The following is a 14,204-nucleotide window of genomic DNA, read 5'->3' as shown; positions in this document are numbered from 1 at the left end:
ATGAACCTTCCTGAAGCAATCGGCCGATGGGCGCTCGGATACGTGGCTGAAATGGGCCGGATGCTGGTCTTCGTGGTGTCCTCTTTCGCCTGGTTGGCCCGTCCGCCGTTGCGGATCATTCAGATCGTCAAGCAGCTGCACTTCATCGGCTATAAATCGACGTTTGTCGTCGTGCTGACGGCGGCCTTCACCGGGATGGTCCTGGCCCTGCAAGGATACTATACGTTACGAAAATTCGGTTCCGAAGGGCTGTTGGGTTCCGCCGTGGCGCTCAGCATGATTCGCGAGCTGGGGCCGGTGTTGGCCGCACTTATGGTTACGGCGAGAGCCGGTTCGGCCATGACGGCGGAAATCGGGATCATGCGGATCACGGAGCAGATCGATGCGCTCGATACCATGGCGATCAACCCGCTCCAATACCTGATCGCTCCGAAGCTTGTGGCCGGCTTGATCGGTGTGCCCCTGTTGGTCGCGATCTTCGATGTCGTCGGCATTTACGGCGGCCATTTGGTCGGAGTGGATCTGCTTGGCGTGAATGCCGGCTCGTATTGGAATTCCATTGAATCCGCGGTGGAATGGAAAGACATCTATGGCGGCATTCTCAAATCCATCAGTTTTGGGCTGATTGTGAGCTGGATTTGTTGCTATAAGGGGTTTTACACCAGAATGAGCGCCGAAGGCTTGGGGACCGCGACGACCGAGGCGGTCGTGTTGTCGTCGGTCTTGATTCTCGTGTGGGACTATTTTTTGACCTCGGTCTTGTTGTAACCATGCTGAAGCTCGTGGGGGTGACGAAGACCTTGGGAGGGCAAGCAGTCTTGCGGGGTGTCGATCTCGCGGTTCCTGAAGGGAAGCTCACCACGATCATCGGCCGAAGCGGCGAAGGGAAGAGTGTCCTGCTGAAGCACATGATCGGCCTGCTCCAGCCGGATTCCGGAGAAGTGTGGGTAGACGGCGTGGAGATTTCGAGGCTTCGCGGCCATGCGCTCAACGAAGTCCGTAAGCGGTTCGCTATGTTGTTTCAAGGGGCGGCGCTGTTCGATTCGCTGACGGTATTTGAGAATGTCGCGTTTCCGCTCCGGGAAAAACTCCGGATGAAAGGTCAAGACGTGACCCGCCGCGTCGAGGAGATGTTGGACCAAGTGGGCTTGGCAGGGATGGGGCACAAGTTCCCTGCGGAATTGAGCGGCGGGATGCGCAAGCGCGCCGGTCTGGCACGCGCGCTGGTGATGCAGCCGGAGATCATTCTCTTCGATGAGCCGACCACGGGGCTTGATCCCCTGATGGCCAAATCGATTCATGATCTCATCACGAGTATGCAGCGGAAGTTCGGATTTACCGCCGTGATGGTCAGCCATCAGATTCCGGAGATATTCGGCATTTCAGATTACGTGGCGATGTTGAAACAAGGGAAGATTGCGGCGATGGCCGAGCCGGCTGAATTCCAGCGAACCACGGATCCTGAGATCAGAGAATTCATCTCGGTCGGCGGGACGGTACCGCTGGCCAGAGAGGTCTCCGCGGGTTAGAGGGGAACCATGATGGATAAAAGCAGACTGGAATTGATCGTCGGTGTGTTTGTGCTGGTCGGGATTGTGTGTCTGGGGTATCTCTCGATCAAATTGGGAAAGTTGGAGCTCATCGGAGGAGATGTGTACGAGGTCGATGCCCTGTTCAACTCAGCGTCGGGACTGAAACCGGGAGCCACCGTGGAAATCGCCGGCGTCGAGGTGGGCCGAGTGAAGGCCATTAATCTGAAAGAGGATCGGGCCATGGTGAAGCTGGTGGTCCAGAACGGAACGAAGCTCTATTCCGATACGATCGCCTCGATCAAGACTAGAGGGATCATTGGAGAAAAGTACCTTGCGCTCTCGCCGGGTGGGGGCGGAGATCCACTGAAACCAGGAGACGCCATTCGCGATACCGAATCAGGCCTTGACCTGGAGGAATTGGTCAGCCAGTACGTTCACGGCAAGGTCAACTAACTCGGTCTAGGGTAGCCGGTCGGCGAGCATTCAGATAAATCGGTAGAGGGGAGATCGTGCGATGATGGCGATCAGGAATGTGTGGGGCAGGCAAGCATGGTTCCGTTGGGGTGCGATAGCGTTTGTGGTGGTGGCAGCGGTCGGGCTGGGAGCGGTTCCGGGGTACGCGGGCGCTCCGACCGACTCCATGAAGGTGACGATAGATGAGGTTCTCCGCATCGTCCGGGAAAAAGAGCTCAAACAGCCGGAGAAAGCCGATGAGCGTCGCCACTTGCTTGAGAAAGTGGTGGCGGTTCGATTCGACTATACGGAAATGTCCCGGCGGGCACTCGGCGCGCCTTGGAATCAGCTGACCGATCAGCAGAAACAGGAATTCGTCGACCTTTTTCGGACGTTACTGACGAACTCGTATGCCGATAAGATCGAGACCTATTCCGGAGAAGGCGTGCAGTACTTGAATGAACGGACGGAGAAGGAGTACGCGGAAGTTAGGACCAAAGTGCTCTCCGGAAAAACGGAGATCCCGCTCGACTATCGCCTAATCAACAGGGCTGATGATTGGCGGGTCTACGACGTCATCGTCGATGGCGTCAGCCTGGTGAACAACTATCGCGGGCAGTTTACCAAGATTATTCGTGCCTCTTCCTATTCGGATCTCGTCGATCAACTCCGCAAGAAATCCGATAAGCTCAAGGCACCATAACGTCGTGTAGCAGGACCACGGGTACGTGTATGCGTAGCCTTGCTGTCAGTATCATTCTCGTACTGCTCGGGAGTCTGTGCCCGATCTCTCTTGACCGAGCCCAGGCCGACGTGCGGTATTTCCCCATCCCTGCCGTCAGTTCCAGCAAGAACGACGGCAACGATATCGGCATGATTGTACCGGCTCTCATCACGGGACCGGATGGGGATCTCAAATATCTGGTTGCGCCGATGGTGGTCTACAATTCGATCGTCGGCACTCGAGCAACCGTCAATCTGTTCCGGTACGAACCCGGGGGCAAGGAACTCCGAGGGATTGCGTCCTGGACAGAGCAAATCGAACGAAAATTCCTTTTAAGCTATGTTGATCCAGGATTCAGCAATGGTCGGTACAGCATCGGGTTCAGTGCCATGCATTTCAAGAATGCGACGGTGCGGTTCTTCGGACTTGGGCCGACTACCGTGAAGGAAAACGAGTCAAATTACACGGCCGCTGAGACGAGGTTGAATTGGAAATTCGGGATCCACGCGAACGAAGTCACGCAAATCGCGGTCAGTCAGCGATTGCGGCATATGCAATCGATCCAAGAGGGCGGCACGAACCTCCCCTTTTCGGGCGATCTGTTTCCGAATGCGCCGGGCGTGGAAGGGGCTACGGTTCTCGGGCAGCGGGTCAGCTTCCATTACGATACCCGTAACAATCTGGTCACGCCGACCGATGGGACCGCGATTACCGCCTATGCCGAGCTCAACTACAACTTCAAGCCGGGATCGGAACCGCTCTATTCCAGGTATGGGCTCGAGGTGAAGAAGATGTTTGCGAGCGAGTCCAAGCGCGCCATCCTTGTGGTTCGTGGTGATTTGCAGGCCACGCTGGGTTCGGATGTGCCGTTTTATGAGCAGAGCTCCTTGGGCGGCCAGAACAACCTGCGCGGGTTTGGGGTAGACCGGTACATCGACAAGCAACTGATCGCGTTCAGCGTGGAGGAGCGAATTCATATCTTGCGGGCGCGTCTTGCCGGAGTCATGGCGGATTTTGAGATAGCGCCGTTCATCGATACCGGGCAGGTGTTCAACTCATTTAAGAATGTGAGCTTCAAAGACTACCGCATCACGCCGGGTATCGGGTTTCGGGGTATCATTCGGCCCAACGTCGTGGGACGGATCGACTACGGGTTCAGTAAGGAGGGCGGAGCCATTTTTGCCGGGCTCGATTTTCCTTACTAGGCGACCCATCGGGTGTGTGTGCTCAAGGTCATCGATCGTGGCCCGTTACGCCTCGATCAACGTGAGAGGCCTGGGCAGGGGATCTTTCATAAGCGCTTGACATCATGCGGTTCGTGTGTGAGACTCCACAAAATTTAGAACCTGCGCCAAAGGTGCACCCTGGACGTGTCTTTATGCCACGTCGCTGATAGAAGACGAAAGTAAGGAGACCATCCATGTCTATTCTTAAAACGATCCATAGTCCGGCCGATCTGAAGCGGTTGTCCCCCGACCGATTTCCGGCGTTGTGCCAGGAGATTCGTGAACAGATTATCGGAGCGGTCTCCAATGTCGGCGGGCATCTGGCTTCGAACTTGGGCGTGGTTGAGCTCACGGTCGCCTTGCAATATCTCCTGGATACACCGGCTGACAAAATCGTTTGGGATACGAGCAATCAATCCTACACGCACAAACTCCTCACCGGCCGCCGTGAGCAGTTCCACACGCTGCGCCAGTACGGTGGATTGAGTGGATTTTGCAAGCGCGAGGAGAGCGAGTACGATACGTTCAATGCCGGCCATGCGGGCACGGGTGTGTCGGCCGCCTTCGGCATGGTGGAAGCCCGGGAACAGTTGAAACAGAAACATAAAGTCGTCTGTGTCGTGGGTGACGGTGCCATGACGGCGGGAATGACTCTGGAAGGACTGCATCATGCCGGAGGGCTCGGCAAGGACTTCCTTGTGATTTTGAACGACAATCAGATGTCGATCTCGAAGAACGTCGGGGCCATTTCCGCCTACTTGAGTCGGACCATCACAGGGGAGTTCTACGGACGAATGCGCGAGGAAACCGGTCAGTTGCTGCGCAAGATTCCTCACATCGGCTACGACATGCAAAAACTCGCTCGCCGGGCCGAAGAACTCGCCAAAGGCGTGATTCTTCCGGGATTGCTCTTTGAAGAGCTGGGATTCCAATACAGTGGTCCCATCGATGGCCATAACTTTGAACATCTCCTGCCGACGATTGAGAATGTCCTCAAGATGAAGGGGCCGGTCCTGCTGCATATCATCACGAAGAAAGGGCTCGGCTACGAGCCGGCCATGAAGAATCCGGTGTGGTTTCATGCCTGTCCTCCGTTTGTTCGGGAAACAGGTGCGCCCGCGAAGAAAGCCTCCCGCCCGTCCTACACGGCGATCGCCATGGATACGCTCGTCAAGTTGGCGCGCGAGGATAGGCGCGTCGTGGCCATCACTGCGGCGATGTGCGAAGGCACGGGATTGACGACCTTCGAAAAGGAATTTCCGGATCGGCTGTATGACGTCGGCATCGCCGAGCAGCATGCCGTGACGTTCGCGGCGGGGCTGGCCGCTCAGGGGATGAAGCCGGTCGTCGCGATGTACGCGACCTTCCTCCAGCGGGCATATGATCAGGTCGTGCATGATGTCGCGACCCAGAATCTTCCGGTGGTCTTCTGCATCGATCGTGGCGGGCTCGTCGCTGAGGATGGGACGACGCATCACGGCGCCTTCGACTATGCCTATCTGCGCCATGTTCCCAACATGGTGGTGATGGCTCCCAAAGATGAAAACGAGTTGCAGCATATGGTGAAAACCTGCCTGGAACATAACGGACCCATTTCGGTGCGGTATCCGCGAGGCGTGAGCCTCGGCGTGAAGATGGACGAGGCCCCCAGGGCGGTGCCTGTGGGAAAAGGCGAGCTTCTGAAGGACGGAACCGACGTTGCCATCGTTGCGATCGGGGTCTCGGTCTGGCAGGCCGTGGAAGCAGCGGAACGTCTCAGCCAGGAAGGGGTCTCCGCAGCGGTGGTAAACGGCCGGTTCGTCAAGCCACTTGATCACGAACTGATTGTGGATGTGGCGAAGCGAGTCAAGTATGTCGTGACGGTGGAAGAGGGCTGCAGGACCGGTGGGTTCGGGTCCGCGGTATTGGAAACACTTTCGGAAGCCGGCGTGACTCATCTGAAGACCAAGGTTATAGGCTTGCCCGATTGGTATATCGAACAAGGCCCCCAAGATCTGCTTCGTGAACGGTATGGCTTGACGAGCGAAGGCATCTATCAAAGCGTCAAGGAACTGATCGGCACGGCTCCGTCGGTGAAATCTCAATTTGCCGGTGCTGGTCTGGCAGACCATCTTCCTCATGGAGACGAGCAGGGCAGCTGATTGCAGAAGGCGAACAATCACTCATGCACATAGCAAGGCGAAAAACTCGACAGATTTCTGTCGGGAAGGTGAAAATCGGCGGCGATGCTCCGGTGTCTGTGCAGTCGATGTGTTCAACGGACACCCGCAATGTGGCTGCGACGGTTGCTGAAATTCACCAGCTTGAGGCTGCCGGATGCGAACTCATTCGCGTGGCCGTGCCTGACGAGGAAGCCGCCGCTGTTCTTCCGCAAATCAAAGCGGCCATGACGGTCCCGCTGATTGCCGACATTCACTTCGATCATCGTCTTGCCCTGAAAGCCGCACAGGTCGTCGATTGCGTCCGCATCAATCCCGGCAATATCGGCGCCTGGTGGAAAGTGGAAGAAGTGATCAAGGCCGTGAATGAGCGGGGGATTCCACTTCGAGTCGGCGTCAACGGAGGGTCGCTCGAACGGCCGTTGTTGGAAAAATACGGATGGCCCTCACCCGAGGCTCTGGCGGAGTCGGCGCTCAACGCCGTGCATGCGCTGGAAGACGTGGGCTTCACCAACATGAAAGTTTCACTCAAAGCGTCGGATGTGCATCATGCCATCGATGCCTATTGGCTCTTCGCGCATCAGTCGAACTATCCGCTTCACATTGGGATCACAGAAGCGGGAACGGCCATGACAGGGGCGGTGAAGTCTTCGATCGGACTCGGCTACTTACTCGGACAGGGCATCGGAGACACGCTGCGCGTGTCGCTGGCCGCCGATCCCGTCGAGGAAGTGAAGGTCGGGTTCGAAATCCTGAAATCACTCGAATTGCGTCATCGGGGCATCAATGTCATCGCCTGTCCGACCTGTGGGCGCGTTGAGATCGATGTCGTCCGGATGGCGAATGAGTTGGAAAAGAAACTCGGTCATATCAAGACTCCATTGAACGTGTCGGTACTCGGATGTGTCGTAAATGGGATCGGAGAAGGGAAAGAGGCCGACATCGGGATCGCCGGCGGCGAGGGGAAAGGGATTTTGTTCAAGCGGGGTAAGCTCGTCCGTAAGGTCCCCATGGAAGAATTGATGGATACGCTGATTCAGGAAGTGGAACTGCTTGCCAAAGAAAAAGAAGCCGAGGGAAGCGGCGAAGCCGTCGCTTCTATCCCTTCGAACGGATGGGAATCACTCATGCCCCAGTCGGATCTCCCCTCGACGCTTGGAAAAGAAATTCCCGTACTGCCTCGTCGGTAGGGGCACTGTTTTAGTCCGAGAGTCTCCCGCTACCCGAGCAACTTCTAGCCCATCTCACCAAAGAAACGATTGACGCGCTCCGGCGGGTCATGTATCAGTGCCGTCACACAATGGAATCAAAGCCTCTCATCCACCGGATCAACGAATTTGTCAGGTCGGCTCTGTTTGCGCGATTGGTGAAGATCGGGCTCATCATTGCAGCGATAGTGCACGGCTACATCATCTCCTTCGGACGGTCGTTCCACTTCCGGGACATCGATATCCATCGAGAGATTGGAAGGCGGTTACTTTCCGGAGAGTATCTCTACGCCAATGACTACTGCTACATGTATCTGCCGACTACCGGCATCTATTTCGCTCCCTTGCTCATCCTAGACAGAAACCCGAGCCTGGCCCTGCGGTACGCCGTCGCTGCCGGATGCTTAGTCCTCACGGTCATGCTGTTTTACCGCATGATATGCGGTTCATCGGACTCGAGAGGGTGGGGCCGGCTGCTGGTTGGTGTCGGTGCGGGAGCATTGACCTTGCAGTTTATTTTGAATGATCTCGACGATGGCGGCCCCCATCTCATCCTGTTGGGCATTCTCACAGGGGGGATCTATGCGATATGGGTGGGGAAAGAACGGCTGGGTGCGGTCTTGATCGGGCTGGGTATCGTACTCAAAATCACCCCCGCGCTCTTCGTGCTGTTGTTTTTTTGGAAGCGGCAGTGGCGAGTTGCCTGGTACACCATGGTGGCCACGCTTGCCTGGGTCGTGCTGCCCGTTCTGTATATGGGACCCACGAGCTGGTGGGACCATCACACAGAATGGACGAGGAATGCCGCCCTGTCTGTGCTCGATCGGCAGGCGGAGGGCCGGCAAGAAAACGAATTGCAAAAGGCCAATCTCTCGCTCCGGCATACCATGCTTCGATACCTGGTGACCTATCCGCCCACCCATCGGCTTCGACAAGTGGACCGGGGTTACCAGCCGGTACTGGATCTCTCGTCACCGGTTGCCAACGCGATCGTCGGAGTGGCCGCGCTGAGCCTGCTTGGCCTGTTCGCATGGTCCAGCAAGCGGGTGTTTCAGGAGCCTGGAGATCCCGCCTGGGCGAGGGATTGCGCGGGAACCTTGATGTTGGCGTTGTTCTTCTCCCCCATTACGTGGGATCAGCATCTCGTCTGGATGATACCGGCTGCCTGTGTCGTCGTCGCCGCCGCCATGAGAATGAGCGGCGGGTTGAGCTCTACCGGATATGTCATGTTGGGGGTCTATGTTGTGCTGACAATGGTGCTGAACTATGAAGTCGTGGGTTCGGCAAGATGGGAGGCCTTGAAAAGCTATCATCATCTCGGTATCGCGATGCTGATCTTGTATGGATTGCTGCTCAGCAGTAGAGGAGAGTGGAGCCATCCGAACCCGCAGCCGGAAAAAATGCATTCCGGCCCTTCGCGTATGGTCACTGAGGCATAATCTGTCTACCCAGGAGAACCTCCAACACACTGAAGCCGATTCACCATGCGAGGTAGCTTGGTCTTGTGTTGTGTTCCAGAAAAGGAAGCGACTATAATGCGCCCCCGGGGCGCCGTACCCAAGTGGTAAGGGAGCAGTCTGCAAAACTGCGATGCAGCGGTTCGAACCCGCTCGGCGCCTCCATACCAACCTGCGGTTGACCCGCGCGCTATTTAGCGTTTTATCGTGACTGGTGCGCGCGGATAAAATCCTCCAATATCCGGCTATGCACTTCGAGTGTGCCGCTCGCTCTTCATTGTTTTATCGTGATTGATGCGAGCGGATAGACCGCTCCAGCGTCTTGTCATTGCTTCAGTAAGCCGATGCCTTGCCGATACCCTCGGACGTGTTAGTGTTGGACTGGATATGGACAGGCCCGAGAGAGACAAATTGACGGCATCAATACGGGATGGTACAATCCCCCCTATTCTAGTGCCTCCACATAAGCTGCCTAAGGCGGCTGGTCGCATAGAGCAGAGAACCAAAAGCCACATTACGTAAGGAGAGCGGAATGGCCGTTCCGGTTTCCCAGATGTTTGCCGTGTCGAAGTATGTGCTCACCCAGAAGATGAAGGGGGTGAAGCGATACCCCTTGGTGTTGATGTTGGAGCCGTTGTTTCGCTGCAACCTGGCGTGCGCCGGCTGCGGGAAAATTCAGTACCCCGATCATGTCCTCGATAAGCGGTTGACGCCCGAGCAATGCTGGGCAGCAGCCGAAGAATGCGGGGCCCCCATGGTGAGTATTCCCGGAGGGGAACCGCTCATTCACCCGGAAATGGCGAAGATCATCCGAGGCTTGGTCGATCGAAAAAAGTACATCTATCTCTGCACGAATGCGATCTTGCTCGAACGGAAGTTGGATGAGTATGAGCCGTCTCAGTTTCTGACGTTCAGTGTCCATATGGATGGGCTCAAAGATGAGCACGATTTGGCGGTGTGTCGGGATGGCGTGTATGATGTCGCGGTCAAGGCCATCAAGGCGGCGGTCAAGCGCGGCCATCGAGTGACGACGAATACCACGCTATTCGACGACGCGAATCCTGAGCGAGTCAGGAAGTTTTTCGATGAAATGATGGCCCTCGGTGTCGAGGGTATGACGATCTCCCCCGGCTACAGTTATCAAAAGGCCCCGGATCAGCAGCATTTCTTGAAGCGGTCGCGAACCCAGGAACTCTTCTCCAAGATCCTTGCTCGCCCCAAAGCTGGTTGGCAGTTCAATCAATCTCCGCTGTTTTTAGATTTCCTCATGGGACGGCGTGAGTATCAATGCACTCCCTGGGGCAATCCGACCTATAATGTCTTTGGATGGCAGAAGCCGTGCTACTTGCTTCAAGAGGGATACGCAAAAACCTTCCGGGAACTGATGGAGTCCACGGAGTGGGATCGCTACGGCACCGGCAGAAATGAAAAGTGCGCCGATTGCATGGTCCATTGCGGTTATGAGGCATCGGCTGTCGAAGATACCTTTAGCACCGTCTCCGGATTCTCTCGGACAGCCAAATTGACGCTCATGCCTACCTCGCGGTGATGCTGCGCGTGAAGCGTCGTTCGTCTCTCGTCGTTCGCAGGGCGATCCCGCGCTTCACGAAATACGTTTCACGAACGACGATCTCCACATGACCGATACAAAGAATCATACGGCTACGATCACCGGTTCACTCGAAGGGCGGGTATTCAAGCCCGTCTCTCCGGCCGAAACGACAGAGGCGGTCGAACTCGCATTCGACTACCGTGGCGACGTGACCTTGACGTTACGGTCCGGCGAATCGGTCATGGGATATCTCTTCAATCGTCAGCTGGATGCCGACAGCTCGCATCTCGAACTGTTTCCCTCCGACCGTCCGGATCCCCGGCGCATTTCGTACGGCGATATCGTTACTATTGCATTCACCGGGGAAGATACGGCGAACGGGAAGTCCTGGGAGGCGTGGGTGTCGAAAAAAGAGTCCGAGCGTCAAGCAGAAGCGGCAAAAATTGAGGCGGCCGCGCGCACGCAGGGCTACCTCTAAGGTTTTCTTTTATCCTGCCGATTCTCAAAATGCCACGGCCGTGGACGGCCTTTCCGCAGTATCAAAAAGGCCTGCCGTTTCGTTGACAAAGATTTGGCGCTGTGCTAGAAACGCCTGCCCGAATGTAGCGCGCTCGCGGTCGTGCGGCGTGCATTTCCTCGTAAGGAGCGAGCGACGAGTCAGCAATCGAGTTCGAAGCTTGGCAGACGAAGTCCGGTTGGGCTGATTGTGTTCGTGTGCTGCCTCGCACTGAGTGCTGCATTCCCCCCAGTGGTTCCTGCCACCCACGAAGCGGATCACCGTTTCATGGTTGAAGGGTATGTTTGTGGCGGGGATGGCAAGGGGGTGTCGAACACGGACGTTCTGGTCAAAGACACCAGAGTCTCATATGGTCAGGTTGTGAGGACGGATGGAGATGGCTACTACAAAGCGATGTTTCATCTGCACAACGACAATCTTGGCGATCCCCTTCTGGTAGAGGCGAAGGGCGAACAGAAAAATCTCAAAATTGAATTCGATCCCAAAGATCTTGAAAGTGAGCGAAAAGTCCGAGTTGATTTCGGCGCCGGCTGCGATGCGAGTGGTCCTCCTGTTTGGCTGTGGTGGGGTGGTGGGGCGATGGTCGCCGCGGCCGGCGGTCTTATCGGTATGAGACTTGTCCGTTCTCAGCAGAAGGCAGAACGGGTCAAGGGGAAATCGCAGGGAAAAAGAAAAACGTAATCGCCGTTGACGGTTCTTCGGGGGCTGCGGGGTCCCTCGGCGAATCGGTGGATGGGTGGGCGAGGACCGGTGTACAGCGTTATCGAGATGGGTGTAACTGGAGCGCTTTTGTTTGAGGTGCGAACACCTCGACAGAAGCGTTTTTTTTTGGAGGCCGCTTTCTATCCCTATGTCGCCACGTGTGCGACAACCGTGCGCTCCTTAGGGAATGAATCGTCGTCATGGCAATGAAATTGGGTTCGTTTCGTGTTGCGATGGTGATGAGTATGGGGTTACTCATCGGTTGCAGTGGTGGTGAAGAAGGCGCAGAGGGTCCGATTGTGCCACCACCTCCGGCTCCGGCTGAATATGCCGATAAGCATATGCCGTCCGACTGGTGGGGAGATGCTCAAAAGCTGGAAGAGGGGCGAAAACTCTTCATCGGGGAGGCAAATCCGGACGTCAATTGTGCCAGCTGTCATGGGAAGGATGGAAAACCGGTAAAGGCGGGTGCCACAGATTTCCGCAGACTCGAGCGCATGAAGCTCTATTCGGACTCTGTGTGGTTTTGGCGTATTGCTGAGGGAGTGCCGAACACCAAGATGAAAGGCTGGAAGAGCAAGCTTTCGGATGAAGACCGGTGGAAGCTCGTGCTCTATGAGCGGAACTTTGCGCTGCCGGGGAAGGTCTGGAACGAAGAGAAGAAACAGTGGGTCGATGCCGGCACGAAATAGCGGGAGGGCTTCGGCTTGTACCGGTCAGGCTCAGGTCGTTTTCAGATGTTGGATGGGGAACATCCCGATAAATAAAACTGGAAAAACTAGGATACTATACCGAGCCTTTTTGAGGCACAATGCACCGAATATTTTTGCCGGATACCGTCCAAGATTTCAGTTCATCGAAGCGTTTGTTTGGCCCGAAGGGTGAGACTAGGATCCTTGACTGGGCTCTTAAAGTAGGGGGCATCGAGACACCGTGAAAAAACTATCGAGCAGTCTCTTGGCTCTCGTTGTGTTGCTTGGGCTGTCTGCGTTAGGTGCACCAATCGTCAACGCTCAGGAAGTTGCAGCGTCTGCGGTAGAGTTCCCGTACACGGGCAATCGAACGGCGGTATGGATCGTCGCACAACTCCATATCCTATTTGCCGCGTTTATCCTTGGCGCGCCAATCTTCGTCGTCATCGCGGAGTGGCTGGGGTATCGGAAGCAAGACCCCCGCTATGACCGTCTGGCCAGGGAGATCACCAAGGTCACGGTCATTCTCTTCAGCATGACGGCTGTGACCGGCGGTCTATTTATCTTCGTCCTGCTCGCAGCGTATCCTCAATTCACGACCTCGTTCATCAATCAGTTCTATATGGTCTTCGCAGTGCTGTATCCGGCCCTGTTTATCGCCGAGACCATCTTGATGTATGCCTACCTGTACACCTGGGATGTCTGGAAAGGCGAGAAGAAAGGGCGACATATCGCCCTTGGCGTGCTCCTGAACCTCGTGTGTCTGCTCATCCTGTTTGTCATCAACGGTCCAACGTCGTTCATGAATACCCCGCCGAAGGCGGAAGGAGTCTCGCCGCAGGATTTCATCGCCGCGGCGACCTTATGGGATAAGATCGCCAACCAAAGTTGGTTCCCTCTGAGTCTCCATCGGATCGACGGGAATGTCGCGTTCGGTGGATTCATTGCCGGGTTGATCGCCGCCTATATGTATATGAGTGCGAAGACGCAGGAGGAGAGAGCCTACTACGATTGGATGGGATTTGCCGCCATCTGGATTGCGGTGGGGGGATCGCTCTTGCAGCCGTTTACGGGACTCTTGTTGGCGTATGAAATGTGTGACTACGATTTTTCGTTCTGTCCGTACATGATGGCCGATCAGCTCTCCATGTTTTTTGAAATGCAGGGCGTCATGATCGGGCTCCTATTCCTGGGCATCAATTATTATAGTTGGCTCAGCGTCAAACGAATTGAAGGAGCGGAAAACGTCCGAATCACCATTCTGGCTCCCATCGTCTTGATCGTGTTGCTCCCTGTCACAATGTGGGTGATGAACAATTATTGGATTCCCGATCCGATGTCGTTGGCATTCCTCCTGCCGCTGACGTTGTCGCCATTCCTCTTAGGCCGGTTCGTTCCCAAGACCGTCTCCGCGCGGACCGTCATCAAGATCGGCTTTATCATCATGCTCATCAGCGATGCGGTGTGGCTCACTCCGGCCGGGTTCGTGGCGACCGGCACGGATATGCCCGATGAGATGAAACTCCCGGAAGGGTGGGACTATTTGTCGTCGATGCCGGCCAAGCTTTCCGCGATCATCGTGTTGGTCTTTGTGACGGTCGTCAACTATGTGTTGTATAACCGAACGATCAAACAAGGCACGATTCTCTGGGGGAAGATCGATTTCGCATCGCAATTTGTGCTGATTTTTTTGGCATTCACCTCCACGTGGATCATGGGGTTGATGGGCGCGGTGCGGTCGTTGCTCAAGAAATATTTCCACACCTATAGCCTGGTGTCGGACCTCAGCGCGGAATCGTTTACCCCAACACTGTCGTATTCCGCCGGATGGATTACGGCGATTGCCGTGGTGTTTATCGCGATCGTGAGTCTGGCTGCGCTCGTGGCTCTTCGACCCTCCGTGGCAAAGGTGCGGGAGCCTGAGAGGAGTCCTGTTCCTGTCGGGGCGAAGTAATCAAGGATTAAGGCGCCTACCGAGGAGA

The 14,204-nt window shown here is 55.9% G+C and carries 13 protein-coding genes and 1 tRNA gene; all 14 read left to right on the top strand.

Going from position 1 to position 14,204, the window contains the following annotated elements:
• The 14 genes from H8K04_15180 (at position 1) to H8K04_15115 (ending at position 14,176) form a co-directional block, all read left to right on the top strand.
• Positions 1–768, top strand: coding sequence for an ABC transporter permease (locus H8K04_15180; protein ID UVT15147.1), 768 nt, complete (start codon positions 1–3; stop codon positions 766–768).
• Between the two features lie 2 nt (positions 769–770).
• The gene (locus H8K04_15175) at positions 771–1,529 is read left to right on the top strand and encodes an ABC transporter ATP-binding protein (protein UVT15146.1); all 759 of its coding nucleotides are present in this window, start codon (positions 771–773) and stop codon (positions 1,527–1,529) included.
• Positions 1,530–1,541: 12 nt separating this feature from the next.
• Positions 1,542–1,985 carry an outer membrane lipid asymmetry maintenance protein MlaD gene (gene mlaD / locus H8K04_15170; protein UVT18005.1) on the top strand — a complete coding sequence of 148 codons (444 nt, stop codon included), beginning with the start codon at positions 1,542–1,544 and terminating at the stop codon, positions 1,983–1,985.
• A gap of 64 nt (positions 1,986–2,049) precedes the next feature.
• Complete coding sequence (locus H8K04_15165; protein ID UVT18004.1) at positions 2,050–2,688, top strand: ABC transporter substrate-binding protein; 639 nt, start codon at positions 2,050–2,052, stop codon at positions 2,686–2,688.
• Between the two features lie 29 nt (positions 2,689–2,717).
• Complete coding sequence (locus H8K04_15160; GenBank protein ID UVT15145.1) at positions 2,718–3,914, top strand: BamA/TamA family outer membrane protein; 1,197 nt, start codon at positions 2,718–2,720, stop codon at positions 3,912–3,914.
• A 215-nt stretch (positions 3,915–4,129) separates the two neighbouring features.
• Entirely contained in the window at positions 4,130–6,076 is a 1,947-nt protein-coding gene (locus tag H8K04_15155) for a 1-deoxy-D-xylulose-5-phosphate synthase (GenBank protein UVT15144.1), read from the top strand.
• 23 nt (positions 6,077–6,099) lie between these two features.
• Positions 6,100–7,284 carry a flavodoxin-dependent (E)-4-hydroxy-3-methylbut-2-enyl-diphosphate synthase gene (gene ispG, locus H8K04_15150; GenBank protein ID UVT15143.1) on the top strand — a complete coding sequence of 395 codons (1,185 nt, stop codon included), beginning with the start codon at positions 6,100–6,102 and terminating at the stop codon, positions 7,282–7,284.
• Between the two features lie 110 nt (positions 7,285–7,394).
• Entirely contained in the window at positions 7,395–8,741 is a 1,347-nt protein-coding gene (locus H8K04_15145; protein UVT15142.1) for a DUF2029 domain-containing protein, read from the top strand.
• A 108-nt stretch (positions 8,742–8,849) separates the two neighbouring features.
• A tRNA-Cys gene (locus H8K04_15140) sits at positions 8,850–8,924 on the top strand.
• Between the two features lie 367 nt (positions 8,925–9,291).
• Positions 9,292–10,308, top strand: coding sequence for an adenosyl-hopene transferase HpnH (hpnH, locus tag H8K04_15135; protein UVT15141.1), 1,017 nt, complete (start codon positions 9,292–9,294; stop codon positions 10,306–10,308).
• 88 nt (positions 10,309–10,396) lie between these two features.
• Complete coding sequence (locus tag H8K04_15130; protein UVT15140.1) at positions 10,397–10,789, top strand: hypothetical protein; 393 nt, start codon at positions 10,397–10,399, stop codon at positions 10,787–10,789.
• Between the two features lie 306 nt (positions 10,790–11,095).
• Complete coding sequence (locus tag H8K04_15125; protein ID UVT15139.1) at positions 11,096–11,509, top strand: hypothetical protein; 414 nt, start codon at positions 11,096–11,098, stop codon at positions 11,507–11,509.
• Between the two features lie 221 nt (positions 11,510–11,730).
• Complete coding sequence (locus H8K04_15120; protein ID UVT15138.1) at positions 11,731–12,222, top strand: c-type cytochrome; 492 nt, start codon at positions 11,731–11,733, stop codon at positions 12,220–12,222.
• A gap of 241 nt (positions 12,223–12,463) precedes the next feature.
• Positions 12,464–14,176, top strand: a complete 1,713-nt coding sequence (locus H8K04_15115; protein ID UVT15137.1) for a cytochrome ubiquinol oxidase subunit I — start codon at positions 12,464–12,466, stop codon at positions 14,174–14,176.
• Positions 14,177–14,204 lie beyond the last annotated feature (28 nt).

Source organism: Nitrospira sp., from assembly GCA_024760525.1.
GTDB lineage: Bacteria > Nitrospirota > Nitrospiria > Nitrospirales > Nitrospiraceae > Nitrospira_D.
The sequence above is the reverse complement of the archived record's forward strand: the minus strand, read 5'-3'. Positions and strand labels throughout refer to the sequence as shown.